The organism is Streptomyces sp. NPDC020845, from assembly GCF_044334165.1.
Taxonomy (GTDB): Bacteria; Actinomycetota; Actinomycetes; order Streptomycetales; family Streptomycetaceae; genus Streptomyces.
Map to the genome: position 1 here is coordinate 76,610 of NZ_JBIRSJ010000024.1, position 24,997 is coordinate 101,606.

Below are 24,997 nucleotides of genomic sequence, written 5' to 3' on the forward strand. Positions count from 1 at the left end.
AGGTGTGGGCGTGATCAATGATTGTGGGTCTGCGACTGCTCTACCTGATCTTCTGTCGACTACTGGGCTGCTTGCTCTTGCTGGGCCGATCGACCGCCGCGCACAACGCCGAGATCCTCGTGCTTCGTCATGAGGTCGCTGTGGGTCGACGGCAGATCGAGCGGCCGCGGCTCTCATGGGCTGATCGTGCCGTGCTCTCAACTCTCGCACGGCACCTGCCATCCGCCTTACGCCGCCATCGGCTGGTCACCCCGGGCACGCTGCTGAACTGGCACCGCCGTCTGGTGCGCTGGAAATGGCGCCAGACGGCGGTCGGACCCGGTCGACCACCGTTGCCGGAAGAGACGGTCGCGCTCATCCAGCGACTGGCGAGAGAAAACCCAACACCGGACGGGCCCACCGCAGCCTCGGCCTACGAGCACCCGACGACGACCCGAACGTCATCCCCCTGCCCGCCGCCCGCCTCAGGCGTCGACAGGTACTTGGCGGACTGCTCAACGAGTACCACACCCTGTCACCCCGGTTGCCTCATCATCCACAGGAAACGCCCAGCTCAGCAGCCTGATCGGAATATTGACACCCTTCAGCCCGAATCCGCAACTCAGCCCCAACACGGCCTGCACGACCCCGAAACGATCAACCGGGAATCAAGCCGGTGGATCCGGGGTGAGTCAGCGCACCAGGCAAGGGGGGCTCTCACAGTACCTGTATCACCAGGATCTCCCAGACGTCCAAAACGCCTGTCAACCTGGTTGAGTCGAAAGCGCCGACAACACTCCATGGACACGCACTGCAGCTTTACCCCCATCAGTTCAATTCAGCTGCCCCGAATGCGCGACCGTGTCGGCGCATTCTTCCACGACAGAAGGGACGGAGACCAATGGCGGACAACCAATTCACCACTCACACAGAACTTTTCGATCTGAGTGGGAAGTACGCCCTTGTCACTGGCGGCACCAGGGGCATTGGGATGATGATAGCGCGCGGCCTTCTCCAGGCGGGCGCCCGCGTCGTCATCAGCTCACGCAAGGCAGACACGTGCGCGGAGGCACAGCATCTACTGTCCGAATTCGGCGACGTTCAAGCAATCCCCGCCGACCTGTCCAGGCACGACGAGTGTCAGCGCCTCGCTGATCTTGTCAAGGTCGACTCGGAACGCCTGGACATCCTTGTCAACAACGCGGGAGCGATGTGGCGCGAGCCGCTAGCGACGTTCCCGGACGAGGCCTGGGACGCAGTGATCGACCTCAACCTCAAGTCGCCGTTCTGGCTGGTGCAGGCGCTGCTCCCCGCACTTCGCAGGGCGGGCACCGCCGATGATCCCGCGCGGATCATCAACATCGGCAGTATCGCCGCCATCCACGTCGCCCAGTCGCCCAACTACTCGTACGCCAGCAGCAAAGCGGCACTCCATCAACTCACCAGAGTGCTTGCCAGAGAGCTGGGCCCACAGCACGTCACGGTGAACGCGGTAGCACCGGGAGTGTTCCCGTCGCAGATGATGGCGTCCACGCTCGATGCCATCGGCGACACGATCGCGGGGGCGGCCCCTCTGCGCCGGCTCGGCCGCGACGACGACATGGCGGGAATCGCCGTGTTTCTCGCCAGCCGGGCTGGGTCCTACCTCACGGGCACCATCATCCCGGTAGACGGCGGCATCGCGACGACCGCATCGGGTACCCCTTAGACTGCGGGACGGGCTTACGGTGAGGGGATGGCCACGATGGATCTACGCACCGAGATCCGGGAGTTTCTCAGCTCGCGTCGCGCCCGCATCGCACCCGAGCAGGCGGGCCTGCCCGCTTACGGCGGCAACCGTCGGGTCAAAGGTCTGCGCCGCGAGGAGGTAGCGCTACTGGCGGGGGTATCGGTCGACTACTACGTGCGCATGGAGCGCGGCAGCCTCGCCGGTGCCTCCGATGGCGTGCTCGACGCGTTGGCCTCTGCCTTGCAACTCGACGAGGCCGAGCGCGACCACCTGTTCCACCTCGCGCGCCGATCCAGGGCGCCCAGCGGCCCACGCCGGCGTAGGCCTGCCGTGACGGTGCGCTCGACGCTGCAGCAGGTGCTCGACGCGATCTCCGATGCGCCGGCCTGGATCGGTAACGGCCGTTATGACGTGCTCGCCATGAATCAACTCGCTCGCGCGCTGTATTCACCGGTGCTGGCCGACCCGCGACGGCCCGCGAACACAGCGCGGTTCGTCTATCTAAACCCCGAGGCGGCCAGAGATTTCTTTGTCGACTACGACCAAATTGTCGGTGCCGCGGCCGCGAAGCTACGCATGGAAGCCGGCCGCAATCCGCACGACGAGGAGCTGATCGCCCTAGTCGGCGAACTGTCAACGTTCAGTGAGCTATTTCGGCAGCGGTGGGCATCTCAGGACGTGCGGCTGCACCGGTCCGGCCGCAAGCGTGTGCGCCATCCGATCGTGGGCCAGCTCGACTTGGACGTCGAGTCCCTGGAACTGCCCGCCGAACCCGGCCTGCACCTCAACGTCTACACCGCACCCGCGGGCACACCGACCGCTGACAATTTAGCGCTCCTGGCGTCGTGGGCGGCCACCCAACAGACGCTGGCGACCGAGCTCGAAGCACACAACGGATAGTCCAACCCCTTCAGCCGTACTAGTCAGCGGGACCATGACGTGGGGCAACAATCTGCCGGAAAGTAAACACGGGAGTGAGACAAAAATCAGTGTGGACACGCGCGTGAACCGTTGAAGATGGCGCTGTGGCGGCGCGATGACGCCCGACGCCGTGTCGGTGACGGGCTGATCCATCACAGCGATGCCGGGCCAATACACCTCGAATGCGATTGCGGAAACTGCTGCGCTGGATGGAATTGCATCATCGATTAGCAGTAGGGGGATGCCTACGACAACGCGCTAGTGTGCGCTTGCCGAAAATATCATCCGCCCTGGTGGGATGCGGTGCGCGCCGTGTGCGGGAGGTCGACCGGAGAAGTCGCCTGAACGGGCGCTCTCGCGAGGCTGGTGCTCGCCGCGGCAACATGATCGACCATGTTGCTGCGACTGGCCTACTTGGGCGTGATGAATGCGTTCGCCATGCCGCGCCTGCTACCGATGGGCGATCGGGACAAGACTGTCGAGATACTCGCCTTGCGGCACCAGATCATGGTGCTGGAGCGCCAACTCGGCAAGGAGCGGGTGCGGTTCGCCCCGAGCGATCGGGCATTTCTGGCGGCGCTGCTGCACCGGCTCCCCAAGGACGTGCTCCGCGGAGTGCGGCTAGTGGTGCGTCCGGACACGGTGCTCCGTTGGCACCGCGACCTTCTCGCACGCCGCCATGCTGCCGCCTCCCGGCCCAGGCGCTCGGGACGGCCTCGGACCGTGCACTCCGTGCGGGCCCTGGTATTGCGCCTGGCGCGGGAGAATCCCGGCTGGGGATATCGCCGCCTGCACGGTGAACTGCTCGTCCTGGGCGTGAAGGTGGCCGCTTCCACCGTCTGGGAGATCCTGCAAGAGGCCGGCATCGATCCAGCACCCGAGCGGTCCTCCAGCACGTGGGCGGACTTTCTGCGCTCCCAGGCCGATGCCCTGCTGGCCTGCGACTTCTTCGAAACGGTCACCCTGTCCGGGGCTCGGATGTACGTGCTTGCCGTCATCGAGCATGCCAGCCGACGGATCCGGGTCCTGGGTGCCACCGCGCACCCAACCTCTTCATGGGTGGCGCAGGCTGCGAAGAACCTCGCCATGGATCTTGAGGACCTCGACTGCCGGGCACGATTCATGATCAGGGACCGGGACGGAAAGTTCTCCGACCTGTTCGATGCCATCCTGGCGGATGCGGGGATCGAGGTCGTCCTCAGCGGCGTTCAGACGCCGAGAATGAACTCGATCATGGAAAGGTGGGTACAGACCTGCAGACGGGAACTCCTGGACCGCACCCTGATCTGGAACCACCGGCACCTGCTCCACGCCCTACGAGAGTTCGAGCAGTTCTACAACGCACACCGGCCGCACCAGGGCATCGCGAACGCCAGACCGCTGCACGCCTTACCCACGCCGATCGACGATCCTGAGCAGATCAGCCGTCTCGACATACGACGACGCGATCGACTCGGCGGGATCCTTCACGAGTACCGACATGCCGCGTGACCTGCATTCTCCGAACTACCAGGGGTGTCAGGCAGCCGGGGACGGTGCAGTGCGTGAGCTCGCCCAGGCCCCGGAGCGGAGGGCCGGGGTCGGCGAGGAACACCGCGAGGTCAGGGCGTCCGTCCCGGAGCCAGCGCTGGGCATGGCCGGTGCACAGGCCCTGCTCGTGCGCGGCGCGGTTGCAGCCCGGGACCGGGCAGCGCTTCCAGCCCAGCACCGGGTCGTCGGCGTCGGGGACCAAGACGTCGACGCGGAACTCCGGGCGGATGGCAGCCAGCAGTTTCTCCAACAGCCCGGGCCGGCTGAGCGGGCCCGTGGGGCAGGGGTGTGACGGTCACAGACGCACCTCCCGGCCGGTGAACCAGCCCGCCGCTTCCAGCGTCCGGCGGGCGTCTTCGACGGTGAGGTGCCCGTACGTGTCCATCGTGGTGGTGATCGAGGCGTGTCCGAGGAGTTCCTTCACGCTCTCCATGCCGGCGCCTTTGCGTAGCAGCCAGGTCGCATAGGAATGTCTTGTGTCCGCAGAGGCCGTGTGCGGATGACCTCGTGTCGCGATTGAGCAGGCCAAGCGTCGAGGCCGTATTCGCGACGCAGATCGTCGGTCGTGTTGCTTTCCACGGGGCTTCCTGTGATGCGGATCACTCGCTGCTGGTGCTCGTGGGGCCGTGTTGTCAGTGGGGGCTGAGATCGTGCCTCCGTGAGCGAACTGGTTGAGCATGTCGATGAGCATGACCGCGTGTTGGGGATAGTCGAGCGAGACGAGGCGGTGCGCGAGAACTGGCCGCATCGCATTGCAACAACGATCTGCCGTGACCGCGAGGGGCGGATCTTGGTGCTGCGACGGGCCGAGACGCTGTCCCGGTTCCCGGGCTACTACGACGTGATGGTCGGCGGCGCCGTGGACGTGGGCGAGCCGTATGAGGAGGCGGCGGTCCGCGAGCTGGCTGAAGAGCTCGGCGTTCGCGTGCCGGTGCGCTTCCTGTTCAAGTTCCTCTGCAGGGAAGGGATTAGCCCCATATGGTTCGGGGTGCATGAGGCCCTCTTGTCGTCGGAGCCCCTGGTCCCGGACCCGGGTGAGATCGACTGGCTGGACTGGCTGACGGTTGCCGAACTGCGCGAAGTCGTTGATCAATGGTGCTTCGTTCCGGGAGGGCGGGAAGCTCTCCGCCGATATCTGGGTTCCGGGTCCGACAGCGGTGCGGGCGAAGTGGCAGCCGGGTGATCGGCGATGCGGGTTGCCTCGGTTCAGGTCGGGCATTTCAGCTGCATGACCCGATCACTGTGGTTCGTGGTGCTGGAAGGCGCCTGACCTGGGTGGTTTCGGCGGAGGGTTCGACCGATGCCCGCAGCCGGCCGGGCTGCGCGGGCTCGCGGTGGACGGCAAAAGCCTGCGGGGCGCGGCCCGGGCGAACGGCCGGAAGATCCACCTGCTTGCCGCTCTCGACCACATTACCGGCCTGGTCCTGGCCCAGTTGGACGTCCAGGAGAAGACCAACGAGATCATCTGCTTCCAGCCCCTGTTGGACGCCGTCGCCGACCTGGCCGAAACCGTGGTGACCAGCGACGCAATGCACACACAGCACAAGCACGCCGCATACCTCCTCGGCCGCCAGGCCCACTACATCGTGATCGTCAAGGGCAACCAGAAGAAGCTGCGCAGGCAGCTCAAGTCCCTTCCCTGGAAGGACATCCCGCTTCAGGGCCGCACCCGGGGCGTCGGCCACGGCCGCTCGGAGATCCGCGGATCAAGGTCGCCACCGTGAACAGCCTTCTCTTCCCCGGAGCCCGCCAGGCCGTCCAGATCAAGCGCCGGCGCACTGACCGCAAGACCGGCAGAACCACCGTCAAGACGGTCTATGCCGTCACCAGCCTGACCGCCGAGCAGGCCACCCCGGTCCCGCTCGCCCAACTCGTCCGGGATCACTGGAAGATCGAGGCCCTGCACCACGTCCGCGACACCACCTTTGCTGAGGACGCCTCCCAGCTGCGGACCGGTAACGCGCCCCGCGCGATGGCCACCTGGCGCAACCTCGCCATCGGAGCCCTGCGCACAGCCGGAGCGAAGAACATCGCGGCCAGCCTCCGCCGCAACGCCCGTGACCCCCATCGCCCCCTCGCACTCCTCGGCCTCGGGTGATCACGAACCGGGCGTCACGCGAACGCCGAAGCCCTGCTCCTCGGGCAGGTTCTGAAAGACGCTGAAGCCGATCGAGGGCATCGTGACGCCGTTGTTGAGAGTCAGGGTGTTCATGCATCAAGGCTCGGCCCTCGTACGGCGTTGAACCAGTGCCCTTCGCGACGGTAGGAATCGCGTTACCAGGCGCGACGCCGCTCACGCGGACGGCACCGACGAGTGACGGACGTCATGGGGTAACCGTGTGGACGGCGCTGACCCGCAGGAACTCCAGGCGTTCGGCGTCGGGGCTGCCTGCCGCGGCGGTATACACGGTGATCTTCAAGTCGGAGCCGGGAACGGTCAGGACGTCGCAGTCCAGGGTGAGTTCACCGGCGAGCCGGTGGTGCATCACCTTGCGAGAGGTGACGTGCCGCCCTGCTACTCCTGAGTTCCACAGGTCACGAAACCGCGAACTGGCGTCGCCGACTTCGGCGATGAGGGAGCGAAGGTTCTCATCCTCCGGATAGGCGGTCACGGCCTGGCGCAGGTCGGCGACGAGGGCGCGCTCGTTGCCCTCGTCGGGTCCATGCATGTTCGCCCATGCCGGTGCCTGGCAGAAGGCGGCCCGGACCACGTTGAGGTCGGTCGCCGGCCGTCCGGCCGGGTCGCCGTTCAGGGCGCTCCAGAGCGCGTTCCACGTGATGAGGGTCCAGTCCGCTGCGAAGACGGCCACCGGGTAGTCGGCCATGCGGGTGACGAGGCGCTGGACACCAGGGGGGACATGCACCGGTACGGCGCGGCCGGACGGCACGGGGAGCCCGGCAGCCTGGTAGAGGACGGCGGTTTCCTGCTCATCGAGTTGCAGGGCCCTGGCCAGCGCGGCCGCGACCGGCGGACTGGGACGCCGGGACCGGCCCTGCTCCAGGCGCACGAGATAGTCGACGCTGACCCCGGCCAGGCCCGCCAGTTCCTCACGACGCAGTCCACGGGCACGGCGCCTGCCGTGTGCGGTCAGGCCGACGTCGGTGGGTGAGCATCGGTCACGCCAGGCGCGCAGCAGGCCACCCAGATCATTCTCCGCAGACGACATGCCCCCATGATGGGCGCGGCACCGCCGGTTTACCTGGTAACGCCGTTCCTACCGTAGCGGCGGGCACTGGCTACCCGGTTCCGGCCGCACGAGCCTTGACGTATGACGAACCCTCTTACCGGTCGCACCGCCATCATCACCGGATCCAACAGTGGAATCGGCCGTGCCAGCGCCCGTTCCCTCGCCGAACAGGGCGTCCGCATCATCCTCGCGGTCCGCGACCTCGACAAGGGCCGCGCCGCCGCAGCGCGGATGCACGGTCCGACCGAGGTGCGCCGGCTCGACCTTGCCGACCTGTCCTCGGTGCGAGACTTCGCCGAAACGTGCACCGCTCCTGTCGATCTGCTGATCAACAACGCGGGCGTCATGATGCAGCCGCTGGGGCGTACGGCCGACGGCTTCGAACTCCATTTCGGCATCAACCACCTGGGGCACTTCGCACTCACCAACCTGCTCCTGCCACAGATCAGGGGGCGAGTCGTCACCGTCGCAGCCGGCGGCCACCGGGTCGGAACGCTGGACTTGGACGACCCCAACTGGGAGCGCCGGCCGTACAAGCCGTTCGCCGGCTATGCGCAGTCCAAGCTCGCCAACATGCTCTTCACCGCCGAACTCCAGCGCCGCCTCACCGCGGCCCACTCTGATGTCATCGCCACCGTCGCCAACCCGGGCCTGGCCGACACGAACCTGATCAGCCACGCCGGCAACGCACGTATCCGCATCATGAACGCCCTTCTGCGTCCCCTGTCACAGGACGAGGACGGTGGCGCACAGACCACGCTCTACGCGGCCACCGCCGACATCCCGGGCAACAGTTACATCTCCCCGAGCGGCTTCCTGGAGGCCCGCGGCCTGCCCGAGATCGCCGGCCGCTCCAAGGCTGCCCAGGATCCCGAACTCGCCCGCCGCCTCTGGACCCTCTCCGAAGAACTGACAGGCACCACGTTTCCCCTGACCATGCCGGAATACCCCCGCGGACAGAGGTGATCACACGACAACGCATCAACCTCGGGACTCGGCAAGTGCTGTGTGTGCATTGCATCGCTGGTCACCACGGTTCCGGCCAGGTCGGCGACGGCGCCCAACAGGCCTGGGACCTCCTGCGATGCGACCTCGGGATGCTCCCGGAGCTGGTCATGGGCAGGCGGAATCAGCGAAGATGCGTCGGCAGGCACGGTCTTCCACTCGGATCACGGGGGCGTAGAGAACTCCATGATCTTGGAAGCCCGTGCCTGCACTGCTTCCAGCCCCCATCAAGCCGACAGGCCACCACGAACCGGGCGTCACGCGACTACGCCGAAGTCCTGGGCGTCGTGGCAGAGGTCGAACGGCTGGCGACCGAACTCGCCGCGCTGGGAATCGACGCGGCAAAGGTGGGTCGACCCTTCGATCGAGAAGGCGGACTCCGAGAATTCGACATTCTCGGCGGACGTGGCTTCATCAGCTTCCTCTCAGTACCACGCCACCACTGCATCTATATCTGCAACATCGCCTGGTACGGATGCTTTGCGGCGGCGTTGGGATGACGGCTGTGCCGTTGCTGGCGAAGACGGCGTCGAATGCGGCGCTGAACTTGCTGCCTTTGCCGCTCGAAAAGTCATCGCTGCGTTTCATGCCGCATATTTGTACTCGTTGATGAGGCCGCCGAGGATCCGGGTGCGCAGGACTTTGCCGGTGCTGAGGCGATGCGCAGCGGCGGGTTGTTTGTGAGCGTCGGGTGGTAGCTGGTTGCGGGCCTGGTGCGGTCGGTGTTCGTTGTAGTGCCGCTCGTAGGCCGCGAGGAAGTGGCGGGCGTGGGCCTCGTTCATGATGAGGACGTGGTCGGGGGATTCGCGTCGGATGCTGCCGATGATGCGTTCGCAGTGCGCGCTCATACGGGGAGCCTGTGGCGCACTTTTGAGGATCTCCATCTCCTCGGCCCGAAGGACGGCGTCGAAGGACTCGCCGTACTTGCCATCGCGGTCGCGCAGCAACAAGCGCAGGGACTCGATGCGTATGCCCAGGTCGACGGTGCGATTCCGCGCCTGCTGCACCTGAAGGGTGTCTTTATTGGCGTACGGTGGTTGACTTGGTGCTTTGCGATCCTCCAAGTATGGGCATGATCAGTGATTGTGGGTCTGCGACTGCTCTACTTGATCTTCTGCCGACTGCTGGGCTGCCTCCTCCTGCTGGGCCGATCGACCGCCGCGAACAGCGCCGAGATCCTCGCGCTTCGCCATGAGGTCGCCGTGCTTCGACGGCAGATCAAGCGGCCAAGGCTCTCATGGGCCGATCGTGCCGTGCCCTCCGCCCTCGCCCGCCAGCTGCCACCCGCCTTGCGTCGTCATCGGCTGGTCACCCGGGGCGCGCTGCTGACCTGGCACCGTCGTATGGTGCGCTGGAAATGGCACCAGACCCCAACCGGCCCCGGCCGGCCACCGCTGTCAGAGGAGATCGCGGCGCTCATCCAGCGCTTGGCACGAGACAACCCCACCTGGGGGTACGTCAGGATCCATGACATCTCAGGGGGATAAGAAGTCAAGAGGGTTCGCGAGTCTTGATCGCTGCTGAGCCTACTGATTGGCTGGCCGACATGATGGATCTCGGACCCGTTGCCTGGCCGCCTGCACCGATCAGGACCGAGAGGCTTGTGTTGCGTGAGCCCGAGGCCCGGGACCGTGCGACGTTCATCGAGCTGCACGCCTCGCCGGAGGTGCACACCTATCTCGGCGGCGCCCGGCCGCGTGACGAGCTTGAGCGCGAGATGCCTGAGGTGCCCGGGCGGCGGCCCGGGAGTTTCGTCGTTGATCTCAACGGGGTGATGATCGGCCAGATCCTGCTCAGGAGAGCAACGGAGCACCGTCGCCCGGCTGCCGTGGGGAAGGTCGATCTCGGCTACCTGTTCCTGCCGCGGGCGTGGGGATTCGGGTATGCCGCCGAGGCGTGCGCGGCGGCACTGGACTGGCTCGAAGGCGTCCTTCCCGGCGAGCCGGTGGTGCTCGCCACCCAGACCGCCAACGTCGGCTCGATGCGCCTCGCGGCAAAGCTGGGGTTCATTGAAGTGGAGCGGTTCCGGGCCTGGGACGCCGATCAGTGGCTCGGCCTGCGGTCTGCGGGTGCCGGTAAATCATCCACGCAGGTGAGAGCTTGATCAAAGATCTTCAACTCTGGCCGACGCTCGCCCGGAGATCTTCACCAGCACAAGGCCCCGACGGCATCATGATCTCTCGTGCTGCTACGCCTGGCCTACCTCGCCGCTACCAACATCCGGGCCCTCCTACGCCTCCTGCCGATGAGCGACAGAGACAAGGACATCGAGATCCTGGTGCTCCGGCACCAACTGCTGGTCCTGCAGCCAGGTCGGCAAGCCCGCCTTCCATGACAGTGATCGCGCTGTCCTCGCCGGCCTTCTGCACCACCTGCCCAAAGACAGACTGCGGCACCTTCTACTGCCTGTCCGCCCCAAGACGGTCTTGCGCTGGCATAGTGAGCTCCTCAGGCGGCGCCATGCCGCGACCTGCATGCCCAAGCGGCGTGGACGCCCCCGCACCATCCGCTCGGTCCGTGCCCTCGTCCTGCGTCTGGCCAAGGAAAATGCCGCGTGGGGATAACGCCGGATCCACGGCGAATTCGCCGCACCGGGGATCAAGGTCGCCGCGTCCACTGTCTGGGTGATCCTCCGCGATCATGGCATCCCACCCGCACCCGAACGGCAGAGCACCACCTGGGCCGACTTCCTCCGCGGCCAGGCCGAGGCCCTTCTCGCCTGCGATCTCTTCGAAGTCCGCACGCTGACAGGGGCGAGCCTGTACGTCTTCGCCGTCATCGAGCACATCACCCGTCGCATCCGGATTCTGGGCGCCAGTGCACATCCGACCGGGGACTGGATCGTGCAGCTCGGACGCAACCTCCTCATGGACCTCGAAGACGCGGGCAGCAGGGCACGGTTCCTGATCCGCGACCGCGCCTCGAAGTTCACAGCCGCCTTCGACACCCTGATGACCGATGCCGGTCTCAAGGTCATCACCACCGGAATCCCGATACCCCGGATGAACTCTCTCATCGAGCGCTGGATACAGACCTGCCGAGGCCTACTACAACGAACACCGCCCACGCAGAGCCCTGGAACAAGTCGCCCCATGCCGCCCACTACCCACACCCATCACCCAACAAGCCCAACTCGCCCACCTGGACGTCCACAGACGAGACCGACTCGGCGGAACCCTCAACCAGTACCAGCACGCCGCCTGAACTGCGCGGATGATTTATCGGCACCCGCAGTGTCGGCCGGCACAACGCCGTCGACAAGGTCGTCGGACACGCGCTGCGCTCCGGCCTGCTGCCGCTGCGCGAAAGGGTTCTCATGGTGAGCGGCCGTGCCTCGTTCGAGCTGGTGCAGAAGGCAGTGATGGCCGGCATCCCATTCCTGGCCGCCGTATCCGCTCCGTCCTCGCTCGCCGTCGACCTTGCCGCCGAGAGCGGGCTGACGCTCGTCAGATTCCTGCGCGGCACCTCCATGAACATGTACACCGGCCCTGAACGCCTTCAGCCTCACCCCGACGCAGGAGAATCCATGAACGAGTCGTCCGGCACCGTTACTGCCCGACCGTCTGGCTAGGAATCCTCCGCCAGCCCTTCCCAGTGGTCGGCGAGCTTCTGCAGCGCGGCGACGAAGGGTTCACGCTCCGCCTCGTCGAAGGACTCCAGGAGGATCTTGTCGAGCATCCGGGCCCGGTCGTGGGCCTTACGGAGAGCCTCATGGCCCGCGTCGGTGAGGTAGAGCAGTTTGCGGCGGGCGTCGGTGGGCGACGTGCGGCGGGCGAGCAGGCCTCGGTTGGCCAGCCTGCGGGCCACGTCGGCCATGGTGGAGGTGTCCAGGGACACGGCGGCGGCCATGGAGCGCTGGTCGCGGCCCGGATTGGCCTCCACCGTCTGCAGCACCGCGAACTGCGGGCCCGTCAGCACCGGGTCGACCTCACGCGCCCACGCCACGAGGTACGCCTGGTAGAGCCGACGCACCTGGTAGCCGGGGGCGGCCGTCAGGCTGGCGGGGATCACCGGGTCGGTCTCGGCGGGCGGAGTCTGGTCGGACATGAGGCCTACTTAAGCACGCATCGCCGATCCCGAGCGAGAACGGGGTCACAGCATCCTGCACAGCGCTGTCACACCGCGGACTCCGTGAGCGGCTGCTCGGCCCAGATGACCTTTCCCTCCGGCAGATAGCGGGTGCCCCAGCGCTGGGTGAACTGGGAGATCAGCAACAGGCCGCGCCCGCCCTCGTCCGTCGTCTTCGGGTGCCGCAGATGCGGAGCGGTGGCGCCGCCGTCGAACACCTCGCAGATCAGGGACTGTACGAGGATCAGCCGCACCCGGACGGGACCGATGGCGTGCCGGATCGCGTTGGTGACGAGCTCGCTCACCACGAGTTCGGTCGTGAAGGCCAGCTCGTCGAGCCCCCAGGCGGCGAGCTGCCGTGTGCTCGATCTGCGAGCCTCGGCGACGAGGGCCGGGTCGGTCGGCACATCCCAGGTGGCGACATGTTCGGCGTCCAGGCGCTTGGTGCGTGCCATCAGCAAGGCCGCGTCGTCACGCGGTCGTGGGGACACCAGTTCGTCCACGACAGCGCGACACCGTTGGTCCAGTGACGGATCGAGGCTCTCCAGGTTCCTGCGCAGACGCTCTCTGGGCGCATCAACGTCCGTCAGCCCGCCATCACCCGCGCCCTCCGTGCCGTCACCCCTGAGGAGGCCGTCCGTGTGCAGCGCGAGCGTGGTGCCTACCTCCAGATCGAGCTCGACCGCCTCGAAGGGTAGGCCGCCGACGCCGAGGGCCGGACCGCGGGCATGTCGGCAAAGGTGACGGTGCCGTCGGGGGCGATGACCGCCGGCACCGGATGACCCGCGCTGGCCATAGCACACCGCCCCGTGACCGGGTCGTAGACCACGTACAGGCAGCCAGCGCCCACGCTGCGGCGGGCACCGTCCGCCGCAGCTCCGGATCCGGAGTTCTGGTCCCGGGCGGCTTGGGCGACCAGGTCGTCGAGGTGGGCGAGCACCTCCTCGGGAGACAGATCCAGGTCGGCAAGGGTGCGTACGGCGGTGCGCAACTGTCCCATCGCGGCGGCCGCGTCGATGCCGTGCCCCGGCACCTCTCCCACCACGAGAGCGACCCGCGCTCCGGACACCGGGATGACGTCATACCAGTCGCCGCCGAGGCCGGTAAGCTCGTCAGCCGGCCGGTAGCAGGCGGCGACGTCCACCGCATCCTGTTCCGGAAGCCCGTGCGGGAGCAGATTGCGCTGGAGGACGAGGGCCGCGTCGCTCCCGTGTGTACCGGCGAGCGTTGTCGACACACACCGCCGCGCGAGCCACGAAGTCTTCTGCCAGGCCGAGATCTTCCTCGTAGAACGCTTCCCGGTGCTCGCGCCTGAAGAACGTGGCGACGCCCAGAGTGATGCCGCGTGTGCGGATCGGCACGGCCATCGCGCTGTGCAGCCCGAGATCAAGGAATGTGGCCCTCCGGTCGGGCGGAAGGTTGCCGATCCAAAGTTTCGCGAGCGGGTCGAGGCGCTCCTCGCGCCAGGAGCTGCCACTGGTCAGGCACCGGACCGGAGGGGATCCGGCCAGGTAGGAGGTCGCGACACCGATGTCGACCAGCGCTTCCGGGACACCGTCCCTGGTCGACTGGTGCCCCGCTCGGCACAGTGATGCAACGTCGTGGTCGTTCAACGTCCCGGACGGCGGCTCCATGCCACGGAGCACCGGTTCCAGCAGGTCCACGCTCACGAAGTCGGCGAGGCCGGGTACAGCCACGTCGGCCAGTTCCTGAGCGGTGCGCGTCACGTCCAGTGAGCGCCCCATGCGCTGGCCCGCCTGGTCGAGCAGGGCCGGGCGCTGCCGGGCGCGGTGGCGTTCGGTGATGTCCTCGACGGTGTAGAACACTCCGACGGGGTGTACGGCGTCATCCTCCAGTCGGGTGAAGGACATCGAGTACGCCGTCTCCCGGTCCGGGGTCGACCGCACCCGGCCCACCGTCTCGTAGGCGGTGACGGGCCGACCGGTCTTGAGGACCAGTCGCATCTGGGCTTCGTACTTTGCGGCGTCGAGGCCGGGCCGGACGTCGGCGAGTCTCTTTCCCAGCCGTTCGTGCGGAGTGCCTCCGCCGAACCGGGACAGGGCGGGGTTCGACCACACGTATTGCAAGTCCGTGTCCACGATCGCTATGCCCACCGCGGACTGGGACACCATGCGTTCGAGGATTCCGCGGCTCATGCCCCATCCCGCAGCGTGGCCCAGATCCTCAAGGAGCACCAGCCATCGCTCCGGGCCACGCATCTCCGCGGCCAGGACGATCCGCACCATCAGCCTGACCGGATGTCCGTTCCGGTGCCGGGCCGTCAGCAGTCCCGTCCAGCCTCCGTTCGCCCGGCACCGCTCGGCCAGCTCCGGTACCCGCGCCGCTTCCTCAGGGATCAGGAGATCCGCCGCGGCTCGGCCGACCACGTCCGGGGCGGGATAGCCGAGAAGCCGCTCGGCGTCGGGGGTCCAGCTGGTCACCACGGAGTGAGCGTCCAGCAGCAACGGTGCGGCATTGGCCACGTCGGACCGTTGCCGGGTGGTGTCGACATCCTCGTATCTCCCCACAGTGGCACTCTCCGTCCCTGTGAGCGTTCGGTCCCTCGTGTCATATTTTTCCACCGAGCACGGCTTCAGTCCGGTTCTGCGGGTATACACGACGCCCGCGCGTCAACCGACGTGGATCGGGCCCGGACGGTCGGCCAGCCGCAAGCCGCTGCCCCCGCCCTTCAAGGCGATGATCTCCGCCGCGATGGACACGGCGGTCTCTTCCGGAGTGCGAGCGCCCAGGTCCAGGCCGATCGGACTGGACAGCCGCTTCAGCTCCGCCTCGGTAACCCCCGTCTCCGTCAACCGGTTCCATCGGTCCTCGTGGGTGCGGCGGGATCCCATCGCGCCTATGTAGCCGACGTCGGGCAAGCGCAGCGCGACCTCCAGCAGCGGGACGTCGAACTTCGGGTCATGGGTCAGCACACAGATCACGGTGCGCCCGTCGATGCGCCCGGCCTCGGCCTCGGACCTGAGATACCGGTGCGGCCACGCCACGACCACCTCGTCCGCACCGGGCAGCCGGGCGGTGGTGGCGAACACCGGGCGTGCGTCGCACACCGTCACCCGGTAGCCGAGGAACGCTCCCGTCCGGGCCAGAGCCGCCGCGAAGTCGATGGCGCCGAACACCAGCATCCGGGGCGGCGGCGCGAAGGTCTCGGCGAAGACCTCCAGCCCTTGGCCGAACACGGCTGGGGCCTCGTCTCGGCATGGTCCGTCGAGGCCGTACCGCAGTACATCGGTTCGTCCGACGTCCAGCAGGCCGCGCATGTCCCGACGCAGAAGGTCGTCCAGCCGGTCCGAGCCGGTGCCGCCCGCCGCCCGGTCCGGCCAGACCACCAGACGTCGGCCGAGCCGTTCCGGCAGCCCTGCGATGACCGTGCCCACCGCGACCGGACGGCCGGCCCGGATCGTCTCGGCCACCTCGCCAAGCTGGGGAAACGTCATGGGGTCGATCTTCTCCACGAATACGTCCAGGGTGCCGCCGCAGGTCAGCCCGATCGCGAAGGTGTCCTCGTCGGACACTCCGTACCGCTGGAGCTGCGGCCGGCCCTCGGCGAGCACCTCCTGACCAAGGTCGTAGACGGCGCCTTCGACGCAGCCGCCCGAGACGCTGCCGACCGCCTCGCCGCCGGGGCCCACCAGCATGGCGGCCCCCGGTCGACGGGGCGCGGAGTGGTGGGTGGCCACCACGGTGGCCAGCGCCGACGCCTTGCCCTCGGCCCACCAGGACAGCAGCGGGTCCAGCACGTCACGCATGATCCACTCCTCTCGGGACCGGCTGAGCCGTGGGTGAGCTCAGCTCGCGGCCGGGCTCGCCACACGGCCGCCGAGCAGGCTTCCGGCGCCGGGGACGACGGGAGGCAAGCCGAGCTCCTGCAGGATGCGGAAGGCGGTCGAAGTGGCCGCCGACAGCACGGGCAGACCTGCTTCGTCCTCCACCGGCTGGATCGACGCGAGGGACGGCATCTGCACGCAGGCAGACAGCACCAGGGCGTCGGCCCGTCGCAGGTCGAGGCGCTTCCAGTGCTCGCGCAGATCGGCGGGGTCGAGGCGGGCGACCGCGAGGTTGTCGGGCACTTCGAGGCTGAGCGCGTCGACCACCTCGATGCCGGCGTCCTCGATGTACTCGATGACCTTGGCGGTGAGATCCTTCATGTACGGCGTGATGATGGCCACCCGCCGGGCACCGAGGGCCCCGATACCGCTGAGCAGGGCCCCGGCGCTGGAGACCACCGGTGCCTGGGCGCCTTCGGAGCGCAGGACGGAGGTGATCTCCGCCTCGGCCACGCAGTGGTGCCCCGGGCCCTGGGCCATGATGGCGACCAGGCAGGCAGTGGCGACGACGTCGGGCCGGGCGTCGGCGAGTTCGAGGGCGGCCCGCTCGGTCTGCGCGTTCATGCCGCGCAGTTCCTCGGGGGTGACGTGCTTCATCCGCATCCTGCTGCTGTGGAACACGAAACGGTCGTCGGGCTCGACGGCCTCGCGGGCGTTGAGCATCCGCGGCAGTTCGGTTTCCATCGTCAGGTTGGAGCTGGGCACGATCAGGCCGATGTGATGGTCCGTCATGGGGTTGGTCCTCCGGTTTGCGGCACGGGCCGGTACCTCTCCCCCGCCCCGCAAGCGCACCTGAGCAGGGCACTTGGGTGACCGGGGAGGGCTACGAGCCCGAGGCCAGTCCCACCCAGTGGTCGGCGAGGGACGTCAGCGTGTGCAGAAGGGTTCCGCGTTGAGTCTCGCCGAGTGGCTCCAGCAGGAGCCGGTCCAGCGCCCGTGCGCGTTGGTCGGCCTCACGGAGGAGGTCCTGACCTTCCTCGGTGAGGTAGAGCAGTTTGGGCGGCCGTCGTCGGCCGCAGTGCGGCGGGTGATCAGCTGCCGGGTCTCCAGACGGCGGGCCACTCCGCCATCGTCGAGGTGTCCAGTGCCACGGCGGCTGCCAGAGAGCTCTGGTCACGGCCCGGATGTGCCTCGATGGTCTGGAGCACAGCGAACTGCGGGCCGGTGAGCACCGGGTCCACCTCGCGCAACCAGGCGGCGAGATATGCCTGGTAGAGGCGGCGCACCTGGTAGCCGGCGGCAGCGGTCAGGGAGACCGGAGCGCGGGGGGTGGTCGCGGAGGGTGGCGTCTCATCAGGCATGACCACACTTAAACACGCTGATCAGAGTGGCCGGCGGGCAGGGAGAGGATCGTGCCCAGCGCCGCACGCAGGGCCGCCAGGCCGGTCTCCGGGGCGTCCCAGAAGATCATGTGGCCGGACTTGGGAATGCCATACAAGGTGGCCGGGGGGTTCGCGCACGCCGCCTCCTCAACTCCGGCGGCGGTGACCACCGGGCTGTCGGCCCCATAGAGCATGGCAGCGGGTGCGGGGACCAGGCGCCACCAGTCGAAGAAGTCCTCGTACTCGAAACCGTGGTGCGTGGCCGCGATGGCCTCCCCGGCACAGCTGGACAGCCAGCGCGCCCGCAATTCCTGTTCGCGCCGCGGCCAGGTGGGCCAGAACGCGGCCACCTCGTCGGCGTCCGTGCCGCGTAGGGCCTCGGACAGCTGTCGCTGAAACGCCTCCAGGGTAGTGGGATACGGTGCCCGGCCCGGCCCGCTCATGGGTGGGTCGGCGAGAACGGCCCCGCGCAGGGACACCTTGGCCCGCACCGCGGTGACAGCCGCGATCCGCGCACCCATGGAGTGGCCGAACAGCAGCGGGCGGTCCAGTCCCAGACCAGTGATGAGGGCCTCGGTGTCCTCGGCGTACTCCTTGAGTCCGTAGCTGTCGCCCTCGTCGGACAGTCCCCGGCCGCGTACGTCGAGCACCACGGGCCTGACCAGGTCGGTCAGTTCGCGGGCGATGAAGTCCATGGTGATCGCGGGACTCGTGATGCCGGGCAGGACGACCAGCGGGGGCAGGTCCCCGCCGTAGTCGAGGGCGTGCAGTCGGATGCCGCCGGAGCGGACCCACCGGCTGATGGCCGGCGCGTCGGCGAGGTCGGCGAGCGCGGCCTGCGGTATCGATCGCTGGGACATGTCACTTCTCCTCATGATCAGGCGCGCCGGGCTGAGGTGGCCGGCACGGAGCTGACGTAGCGGACGGCGTCGTCCAGGCTGATGACGTCGCCGTACTTGGCCTGGATGTCGAAGAGCGCTGCCCCGGCCGGCCCCTCGGCCCGGTCGCCGACGCAGGCGCGGGGTACCAGCACCGAGAAGCCCGACTGGACGGCGTCGACGACGGTGGCCCGCACGCAGCCGCTGGTGGTGGCGCCGCAGACCACGACGGTGTCGCAGCCGAGGCCGGTGAGGGTGGCGGCGAGGCTGGTGCCGAAGAACGCGGAGGCCCCCTTCTTCACCACCAGCACGTCGTGTCCCGTCCGCATGGGCAGTCGCGGGTCGATGGCGACCGCGTCGCTGCCCTCGACGAGCCCGCGCAGGCCCGGTGCCTTGCGCAGCCAGGTGACCGAGTCACCGGTGGCCTCGGCCTCCGTGTAGGCGATGGCCGTGAAGATCACCGGCACGTCGGCAGGGCGACCCGCCTCGATCAGGCACGTGGTGGCGGCGACTGCCTCGGTCAGGTCAGCGCCCGAGGGGTAGGAAGGCTCAGTGAAGCCGCGGGTCAGATCGACCACGACGATCGCCGGACGGCTGCCGCGTCGAACCGGGGCTCCGAAGCCGGCCTGCTTGTAGGTGCGGTCGGTGCCGACACCGTAGAGTCCGGCGCTCACCGACGCCTCCCCCGCCCCAGAAGCCAGCCCTGAAGGAGACCGAGCAGGAAGGCGGCGGCAGTCGGTCCGTACTTCTTCAGCAGCGGGACGGCGACCAAGGACAGCCCGTTGAGCTCGGCGGACGCCGCGGCGGGCGCGGCGGCCACCGGAGTGGACCCGGCCGACGTGGCTGTGGGGGCCTCGGTACCGCCGCCGGCCAGCAGCAGGTTGCCGAGGTTCTGGGCGAACTGCTGGAGGATCCGGTCGGACACGGTGGCGATGGCGCCCTTGCCGAACTGGGCGATCTTGCCCCGGATCACCAGGTCGGTGTTGAGGTTCAGCTGCGCGCCGTCCGAGGTCGGCACCACCTCCACGAAAACCTCGGCCTCGGCGTCACCGCTGCCGTGCGTGTCGGCGCCGCTGGCGTGGACGCGCAGCTGCCGCTTCTCGCTGTCGACCTCCAGAAAACGCACCGTGCCGGCGTAGGCGGCCGTGATCGGGCCCACTTTGACCTTGACGGCGCCGCGCCAGTTGTCGCCGTCGCGTCCTTCGAGGGCAGCTCCCGGCATACAGGACGCCACTCGCTGTACGTCGTTGATCAGGGCGAACACCGCGTCGGGCGCGGCTTTGACGGGAACGGTGTTGATCAGTTGCATGTTGTCTCCTCGGTGCCCTTGGCGCACTGGGCACGCCGGGCGGTCGCGCAGGCGTCGATCGCCTCCACGATGGTCTGGTAGCCGGTGCACCGGCACAGGTTGGCGGCGACGACCTCTTTGATCTCCCCCTTGGTCGCGTCCGGTTGCTCCGCGAGGAAGCCCTGGGCGAGCATGAGGAAGCCGGGGGTGCAGAAGCCGCACTGCAGACCGTGGTGTTCGGTGAAGGACCGCTGCAGATCGCTGAGTTCGCCGGTCTCGGGGTCGGCGAGGGACTCGACGGTGGTGATCCGCGATCCCTCCGCCTGTGCGGCGAACATCAGGCAGGCCCTCACCGGGAGCCCGTCGGCGAGCACGGTGCAGGCTCCGCAGATGCCGTGCTCGCAGCCGACGTGGGTGCCGGTGAGCCGCAGGTCGTGGCGGAGCACGTCCACCAGGGTGCGGCGCGCCGCGGTGACCACCTCGTACGAGGTGCCGTTGACGTCGAGGGTGATGAGCTGGACGTCGTCGCCCAGACCGGTGGTGTCGGTCATGATGTCTGCTCCAGTGCGGATGGGGTCAGGGCACGGTGGACGGTCTCCGGTGTGATGGGGGTGTTGTCGAGTTCGACGCCGGTGGCGCGCAGCGCGTCGTTGACGGCGTTGAGTACGGCGGCGGGGGCCCCGATGGTGCCGCCCTCCCCGGCGCCCTTGGCACCGGTCTCGGTGAAGGCGCAGGGGGTCTCCAGGTGGTGGATGGAGACTTCGGGGATCTCATGGGCGGTGGGGACCTTGTAGTCCATGAAGCTGGTGGCCGACGGCTCGCCCTGCGCGTCGTAGGTCACCTGCTCGAAGAGCGCCCCGGCGATGCCCTGGGCGATGCCGCCGCGGGCCTGGCCCTCCACCACTTGGGGGTTGATCGCCACACCGCAGTCCTCGACGCAGACGTAGGCGAGGATCTCCACCTGGCCGGTGCCCTCGTGCAGTTCGACGACCACTCCGTGGGTGGCGTTGGAGAAGGTGCCGTCGTTGTGGACGTCGAAGACGGCGGTGGCGGTGAGGCCGGGATCGATGCCCTTGGGCAGCAGGTGCGACCTGAGGTACGCGGTGTCGGCCAGATGCTCGTGAGTGAGGAAGGCGTCCGGATCGTCACGTCGGCGCACCCCGCCCCGGTCGAGTTCGGTCTCCTCCGGGGAGATGCCCCACTCCGCGGCCGCGATCGCACGGAGCTTGTCGCCCAGCTTGACCGCCGCCAGGCGTACGGCACTGCCGCCGACCGTGATCGAGCGGCTGGCGAACGAGCCCCAGCCGTAGGTGATCCGGTCGGTGTCGCCCTGGTGGAGCTTGACCCTGGCGATGTTGACACCGAGCGCGTCGGCGACGATCTGCGCCATGGTCGTCTCGTGACTCTGCCCGTGGCTCATGGTGCCGGTGGTCACGGTGACCGCACCGCTGGTGTCCATGCGGACCTCGGAGAGGTCGAAGCCCGGGACGACCTCCATCTTGCGCGCGGCGAAGGCCTTCGAGCCGTAGCCGGTGCGTTCGCTGAAGCAGCTGTAGCCGATCCCGATGTGGCGTCCCTCGGCCCGGGCCGCGGCCTGGCGGTCGTACCAGCCGGCCTCCTTCAGCGCCTGCTCGCACAGGTTGAGCGACTCCAGGTACGAACCGGGGTCGTAGGTCATGTTGTTGACACCGGTGTAGGGGAACTCCGTGATGATGTTGCGGCGTCGGATCTCGAGCGGGTCCAGGCCGAGTTCGCGGGCGGCGCGTTCCATGAGCCGCTCCATGACCATGACGTACTGCGGGCGGCTCACGCCTCGGTAGGGGGCGGTCGGCGCCTTGTTGGTGGTGATGGCCCGGCCGCGTACCCGGTAGGCGGGCAGCTTGTAGACACCGGGCATCTCGGCGGCGGCCATCAGCGGCTCGATGCCGGCCGTGAACGGGTAGCAGGAGTAGGCGCCCATGTCGCAGACCACGTCGGCGTCCAGGGCGAGGATCCGGCCGTCGGCGGCGAAGGCGGCGCGTGCGGTGTAGTGCTGTTCACGGGCGAGGAAGGACGCGGACAGGGCGTCCTTGCGGTCCTCGATCCATTTGACGGGCCGCCGCAGCCGCAGCGCGGCCGCGGCGGCGGCGATCTCCTCGCGTCCGACGACGCACTTGAGGCCGAAGCCACCGCCCATGTCCGGGACGATCACCCGCACCGCCCGCTCGTCGAGCCGCATGCAGCGTGAGGCCACCGTCCGTACCTGGTGCGGGACTTGGGTACAGGTGTGCAGGACCAGCTGTTCCTCCCGGTCGTCCCAGTGCGCCACCACACCGCGGGTCTCCAGCGGCAGCGCGTTCTGCCGGCCGGTCCTCGCGTCCACGTGGACCACGCAGGCGGCCTTGGTCAAGATGCGGTCGATGCCTCTGGTGGCGAACGGGGTGACGTCGACGAGGGTGTTGTGCGCGGCTTCCTCGTGCACCAGCGGGGCGTCGGCGGCGAAGGCCTGTTCCTCACTGGTGACGGGCGGGAGGGATTCGTACGTCACCTTGGCGGCCTCCAGGCCGTCCTCGGCGGTGTACGGGTCACGGGCGACGACGACGGCGATGGGTTCGCCGACGTAGCGGACGCGGTCGCGGGCGAGTACGGGCATGGCGGTAGGGACGAACTCGGAGAGTGGTCGGCCGAGTTGGGCGGTGATATCGCCCAGCTCCAGGTCGGCGGCAGTGAAGGCCGCCACGACGCCCGGGACTTTGCGTACCTCGGTGAGGTCGACTCCGGTAATCACTCCGTGGGCGACGGTGCTGCGGACGAACTGCGCGTGCAGTTGGCCGGGCAGCTCGATGTCGTCGACAAAACGGCCGTGTCCGCTCAGCAGCCGGGGGTCCTCGCGGCGTGCGACCGACCTGCCGACCAGCAGGTCGTCCTTGGCGGGCTTCATCGGGACATCGCCTCCTCACAGGCTCGTTCGACCAGGGTGCGGATGAGGTGCTTGCGGTACTCGGTGCTGCCGTTGGCGTCGCCCGGTGGGTCCACCGCGGCGGCGGCCGCTTCCGCGCAATCGCGGAACGAGCCGCCGGCGGCCAGTACCGCCTCCGCCTCGGGGACCCGGACCGGCATCGCGGCAACCCCGCCGAGGGCCACCCGACCGCCGTTGACCGCGCGGCTGTCGGTGTCCAGGTCGACGGCGGCGGCCACAATGGCGAAGTCGCCTCGGCGCTCGGCGAACTCGGCGAGCGCCGCGCGGGGTGCGGGGCGCGGGAAGACGATCTCGACGAGGATCTCGTCGGGGTCCAGCGCGGTCGTGTAGTAGCCGAAGAAGAACTCCCCGGCAGGGATGTGGCGCCGGCCGCGCGGGCTCTGGGCCACGAGCTCGGCGTCCAGCAGGACGGCGAGCAGGCACCACTCGGCGGTGGAGTCACCGTGCGCCATGCTGCCGCCGACCGTTCCACGCGTGCGGATCGGCAGATGGCCGATCCACGCCATGGCGTCACGGATGACGTCGAAGCCCGCTCCCAGCTGGTGCGGCGGGGCGGTCTCCACCATGTGGTGGGTGGTGAGTGCCCCGATGTGCAGTCCGCCGTCGGTGTCGACACCGAGATGACCCAGCTCACGCAGACCGGCGATGTCGACCAGGTGTCCGGGCCGGGCCAGCCGGAAGTTCATCATCGCGACCAGGCTCTGGCCGCCTGCGATGACCTTGGCGTCGTCACCCAGCTCGGCGAGGAGCGTTGTGGCGTCCTCGACGTCGCGCGCCCGGTGGTAGCGGAAGGGAGCGGGCTTCATGTCTCTCCTGTCGTACGGAGCCTGGCGGGGAGGTATGCCCGATCAGCCGGGGCAAACCCTCAGAGCACCGCCTGACCGGGTGTCGGTGCGGGAGCCAGATGGCCCCCCGGAACGACCTCGATGTCGTCGTCGAGCGCCCGTCCCTTCGTCTCGGGAGCCGCGACCGCGGTCCAGACGACGGCTCCGACGACAGCGAGGGCCAGCACTGCGAAGGTCAACGGCAGCCCCAGCAGCGGCCACAGCACCGAGCCGAACAGCAGCGGCGCGAAGCCGGTCAGCACACGGCTGAAGGAGGACGCCCAGCCGAAGCCGCTGGCCCGCAGCAGGGTCGGATACAACTCGGAGACGTAGGCGTACATCGCCGGGATGGCCAGCTGCATCAGGAAACCGAAGACCGCGATGGCCACGACCGACCCGGTCGGCATGTCCAGTAGCAGGGCGAACGCCACCAGCGCGACCGCGGCGAACGGGGCCGTGGCACCGATCAGCCACTTCCGGCCGACGAGGTCGACCAACACGGTGGATGTCAGGACGGCGACGATGCCGACCCCACTCATGAGTGTGGTGCTCATGAAGGCGGCCCTGTCGCCGAGGCCCTGCTCCTTGAGGATGGACGGCATCCAGCTCAGCGCCGCGTAGTACACCAGCATGACGGTGGCGAACAGCAGCCAGGCAGCGGAGGTGATGCGTGCGCTGAACTTCCATATGTCACGCAGCTGCTCCAGCGCGGCCCGGGGGCCGTTCGCCTTCACCTGCCGAGGCGGTGCCGGGATGACATACGGCTCGGCCGGCGCACCGGTGCGGGCCACGAGGTCGTCGATGACAACTCGTGCCTCGGCCTCCCTGCCTTTCTTGCTGAGGTAGACCGGGGACTCGGGGACACCGCGGCGCACCCAGAAGAGCAGCAGGGCCGGGAGGCTCATCACGGTGAGCATCCACCGCCAGTTGTTGTCGAGCGTCAGCATGGCCGTCGACACGACACCGCACAGGGTCACGCCGACCGGCCACCACACGTCCAGTGCGGTCAGGATGCGCCCGCGGTACTTCCTCGGCGAGAACTCCGCCACCAGGGCGTAGTCGACGGGGATACAGCCGCCCAGCCCGACGCCGGCCACGAAGCGCAGGGCCAGGAAGATGGGGTAGTTCGGGGCGAGGGCACCGAGCACCGAGCACAGCGCGAAGATCAGCAGCGTGATACTGAAGGCCTTCTTGCGGCCGATGCGGTCCGCGACGGCCCCCCAGGCCACCGCACCCACGGCCATGCCGATCAGGTTGGCGGTGGCCACAAGGCCGCGCTGGGAGAGCGCCAGGTCGAAGTGCTCACCCAGCAGCGGCATGAGGAAGCCGTTGAGGGCGATGTCGTAGGCATCGAACAGGTAGCCGAGGCCGCCGATGATGAAGATCTTGCCCTGGACCCCCCATCTCCATGGGAGGTCCTGAACTATCTGGTCGCCTGTTTTCATGGTCACTCCACGGGTG

Annotated in this window: 24 protein-coding genes and 5 pseudogenes; 14 read left to right on the forward strand and 15 right to left on the reverse strand. The window is 68.2% G+C overall.

Features of this window, described 5'->3' with window-relative positions:
* Nucleotides 1-23 precede the first annotated feature (23 nt).
* The 5 genes and pseudogenes from ACH4U7_RS46315 to ACH4U7_RS46335 all read left to right on the forward strand — a co-directional run bounded on the left by ACH4U7_RS46315 (nucleotide 24) and on the right by ACH4U7_RS46335 (nucleotide 4,120).
* Nucleotides 24-565, forward strand: a pseudogene (locus ACH4U7_RS46315) (hypothetical protein).
* 315 nt (nucleotides 566-880) lie between these two features.
* Nucleotides 881-1,687, forward strand: a complete 807-nt coding sequence (locus ACH4U7_RS46320; RefSeq protein WP_398533790.1) for an SDR family oxidoreductase — start codon at nucleotides 881-883, stop codon at nucleotides 1,685-1,687.
* Nucleotides 1,688-1,714: 27 nt separating this feature from the next.
* The gene (locus ACH4U7_RS46325; protein ID WP_398533791.1) at nucleotides 1,715-2,608 is read left to right on the forward strand and encodes a helix-turn-helix transcriptional regulator; all 894 of its coding nucleotides are present in this window, start codon (nucleotides 1,715-1,717) and stop codon (nucleotides 2,606-2,608) included.
* Between the two features lie 108 nt (nucleotides 2,609-2,716).
* Nucleotides 2,717-2,893 (forward strand): annotated as a pseudogene (locus ACH4U7_RS46330) (IS3 family transposase); the annotation flags it as partial.
* Nucleotides 2,894-3,022: 129 nt separating this feature from the next.
* Nucleotides 3,023-4,120, forward strand: coding sequence for an integrase core domain-containing protein (locus tag ACH4U7_RS46335; protein WP_398533792.1), 1,098 nt, complete (start codon nucleotides 3,023-3,025; stop codon nucleotides 4,118-4,120).
* Nucleotides 4,121-4,454: 334 nt separating this feature from the next.
* Here ACH4U7_RS46335 and ACH4U7_RS46340 read toward each other — a convergent pair whose 3' ends face one another.
* Entirely contained in the window at nucleotides 4,455-4,907 is a 453-nt protein-coding gene (locus ACH4U7_RS46340; RefSeq protein ID WP_398533793.1) for a tyrosine-type recombinase/integrase, read from the reverse strand.
* Between ACH4U7_RS46340 and ACH4U7_RS46345 the strand changes: the two genes are divergently transcribed.
* The 3 genes from ACH4U7_RS46345 (at nucleotide 4,818) to ACH4U7_RS46355 (ending at nucleotide 6,257) form a co-directional block, all read left to right on the forward strand.
* Complete coding sequence (locus tag ACH4U7_RS46345) at nucleotides 4,818-5,342, forward strand: NUDIX hydrolase (RefSeq protein ID WP_398533794.1); 525 nt, start codon at nucleotides 4,818-4,820, stop codon at nucleotides 5,340-5,342. The two genes, ACH4U7_RS46340 and ACH4U7_RS46345, sit on opposite strands and share 90 nt — an antisense overlap.
* Nucleotides 5,343-5,493: 151 nt before the next feature.
* Nucleotides 5,494-5,883 carry an ISAs1 family transposase gene (locus tag ACH4U7_RS46350; RefSeq protein ID WP_398533795.1) on the forward strand — a complete coding sequence of 130 codons (390 nt, stop codon included), beginning with the start codon at nucleotides 5,494-5,496 and terminating at the stop codon, nucleotides 5,881-5,883.
* A complete protein-coding gene (locus tag ACH4U7_RS46355; protein ID WP_398533872.1) occupies nucleotides 5,880-6,257 on the forward strand; it encodes a hypothetical protein in 378 nt (125 codons plus the stop codon). The genes ACH4U7_RS46350 and ACH4U7_RS46355 overlap by 4 nt, the downstream gene beginning before the upstream one ends.
* Before the next feature lie 226 nt (nucleotides 6,258-6,483).
* Here the strand turns inward: ACH4U7_RS46355 and ACH4U7_RS46360 are convergent, their stop codons facing one another.
* Nucleotides 6,484-7,326: a helix-turn-helix transcriptional regulator gene (locus ACH4U7_RS46360; RefSeq protein ID WP_398533796.1), complete on the reverse strand. Its 843-nt coding sequence runs from the start codon at nucleotides 7,324-7,326 to the stop codon at nucleotides 6,484-6,486.
* A gap of 102 nt (nucleotides 7,327-7,428) precedes the next feature.
* On the opposite strand from ACH4U7_RS46360, the gene ACH4U7_RS46365 reads away from it, so the two are divergent.
* On the forward strand, nucleotides 7,429-8,313 hold the full coding sequence (locus tag ACH4U7_RS46365; RefSeq protein WP_398533797.1) for an oxidoreductase: 885 nt from the start codon (nucleotides 7,429-7,431) through the stop codon (nucleotides 8,311-8,313).
* A 326-nt stretch (nucleotides 8,314-8,639) separates the two neighbouring features.
* Entirely contained in the window at nucleotides 8,640-8,852 is a 213-nt protein-coding gene (locus ACH4U7_RS46370) for a hypothetical protein (RefSeq protein ID WP_398533798.1), read from the forward strand.
* A gap of 84 nt (nucleotides 8,853-8,936) precedes the next feature.
* Here ACH4U7_RS46370 and ACH4U7_RS46375 read toward each other — a convergent pair whose 3' ends face one another.
* Nucleotides 8,937-9,416, reverse strand: coding sequence for an integrase core domain-containing protein (locus ACH4U7_RS46375; RefSeq protein WP_398533799.1), 480 nt, complete (start codon nucleotides 9,414-9,416; stop codon nucleotides 8,937-8,939).
* 21 nt (nucleotides 9,417-9,437) lie between these two features.
* On the opposite strand from ACH4U7_RS46375, the gene ACH4U7_RS46380 reads away from it, so the two are divergent.
* The 4 genes and pseudogenes from ACH4U7_RS46380 to ACH4U7_RS46395 all read left to right on the forward strand — a co-directional run.
* The gene (locus ACH4U7_RS46380) at nucleotides 9,438-9,839 is read left to right on the forward strand and encodes a helix-turn-helix domain-containing protein (RefSeq protein ID WP_398533800.1); all 402 of its coding nucleotides are present in this window, start codon (nucleotides 9,438-9,440) and stop codon (nucleotides 9,837-9,839) included.
* Nucleotides 9,840-9,898: 59 nt separating this feature from the next.
* Entirely contained in the window at nucleotides 9,899-10,456 is a 558-nt protein-coding gene (locus tag ACH4U7_RS46385) for a GNAT family N-acetyltransferase (RefSeq protein ID WP_398533866.1), read from the forward strand.
* 78 nt (nucleotides 10,457-10,534) lie between these two features.
* Nucleotides 10,535-11,556: pseudogene (locus ACH4U7_RS46390) on the forward strand (integrase).
* A gap of 31 nt (nucleotides 11,557-11,587) precedes the next feature.
* Nucleotides 11,588-11,923, forward strand: a pseudogene (locus ACH4U7_RS46395) (formate dehydrogenase accessory sulfurtransferase FdhD); the annotation flags it as partial.
* On the opposite strand, the gene ACH4U7_RS46400 reads toward ACH4U7_RS46395, so the two are convergent.
* The 12 genes and pseudogenes from ACH4U7_RS46400 to ACH4U7_RS46455 form a co-directional block, all read right to left on the reverse strand.
* Nucleotides 11,920-12,399 (reverse strand): MarR family winged helix-turn-helix transcriptional regulator, encoded by a 480-nt coding sequence (locus tag ACH4U7_RS46400; protein WP_398533801.1) that lies wholly within the window; start codon nucleotides 12,397-12,399, stop codon nucleotides 11,920-11,922. The pseudogene ACH4U7_RS46395 and the gene ACH4U7_RS46400 sit on opposite strands and share 4 nt — an antisense overlap.
* A gap of 68 nt (nucleotides 12,400-12,467) precedes the next feature.
* Nucleotides 12,468-14,948, reverse strand: a pseudogene (locus ACH4U7_RS46405) (SpoIIE family protein phosphatase).
* Nucleotides 14,949-15,050: 102 nt separating this feature from the next.
* Nucleotides 15,051-16,187, reverse strand: coding sequence for an XdhC family protein (locus tag ACH4U7_RS46410; protein WP_398533802.1), 1,137 nt, complete (start codon nucleotides 16,185-16,187; stop codon nucleotides 15,051-15,053).
* A 39-nt stretch (nucleotides 16,188-16,226) separates the two neighbouring features.
* On the reverse strand, nucleotides 16,227-16,997 hold the full coding sequence (locus ACH4U7_RS46415; protein ID WP_398533803.1) for an Asp/Glu racemase: 771 nt from the start codon (nucleotides 16,995-16,997) through the stop codon (nucleotides 16,227-16,229).
* Nucleotides 16,998-17,296: 299 nt separating this feature from the next.
* A complete protein-coding gene (locus ACH4U7_RS46420) occupies nucleotides 17,297-17,566 on the reverse strand; it encodes a hypothetical protein (protein WP_398533804.1) in 270 nt (89 codons plus the stop codon).
* A gap of 8 nt (nucleotides 17,567-17,574) precedes the next feature.
* Nucleotides 17,575-18,447: an alpha/beta fold hydrolase gene (locus ACH4U7_RS46425; protein WP_398533805.1), complete on the reverse strand. Its 873-nt coding sequence runs from the start codon at nucleotides 18,445-18,447 to the stop codon at nucleotides 17,575-17,577.
* Between the two features lie 17 nt (nucleotides 18,448-18,464).
* Nucleotides 18,465-19,139, reverse strand: coding sequence for an isochorismatase family protein (locus ACH4U7_RS46430; protein ID WP_398533806.1), 675 nt, complete (start codon nucleotides 19,137-19,139; stop codon nucleotides 18,465-18,467).
* Entirely contained in the window at nucleotides 19,136-19,774 is a 639-nt protein-coding gene (locus ACH4U7_RS46435) for an SRPBCC family protein (RefSeq protein WP_398533807.1), read from the reverse strand. The genes ACH4U7_RS46430 and ACH4U7_RS46435 overlap by 4 nt, the downstream gene beginning before the upstream one ends.
* Nucleotides 19,765-20,304, reverse strand: coding sequence for a (2Fe-2S)-binding protein (locus ACH4U7_RS46440; RefSeq protein ID WP_398533808.1), 540 nt, complete (start codon nucleotides 20,302-20,304; stop codon nucleotides 19,765-19,767). Before ACH4U7_RS46440 ends, ACH4U7_RS46435 begins: the two co-directional genes overlap by 10 nt.
* Nucleotides 20,301-22,673: a xanthine dehydrogenase family protein molybdopterin-binding subunit gene (locus ACH4U7_RS46445; RefSeq protein WP_398533809.1), complete on the reverse strand. Its 2,373-nt coding sequence runs from the start codon at nucleotides 22,671-22,673 to the stop codon at nucleotides 20,301-20,303. The genes ACH4U7_RS46440 and ACH4U7_RS46445 overlap by 4 nt, the downstream gene beginning before the upstream one ends.
* Nucleotides 22,670-23,518: an FAD binding domain-containing protein gene (locus ACH4U7_RS46450; protein WP_398533810.1), complete on the reverse strand. Its 849-nt coding sequence runs from the start codon at nucleotides 23,516-23,518 to the stop codon at nucleotides 22,670-22,672. The genes ACH4U7_RS46445 and ACH4U7_RS46450 overlap by 4 nt, the downstream gene beginning before the upstream one ends.
* Nucleotides 23,519-23,577: 59 nt before the next feature.
* On the reverse strand, nucleotides 23,578-24,981 hold the full coding sequence (locus ACH4U7_RS46455) for an MFS transporter (RefSeq protein ID WP_398533811.1): 1,404 nt from the start codon (nucleotides 24,979-24,981) through the stop codon (nucleotides 23,578-23,580).
* Nucleotides 24,982-24,997: the final 16 nt, after the last annotated feature.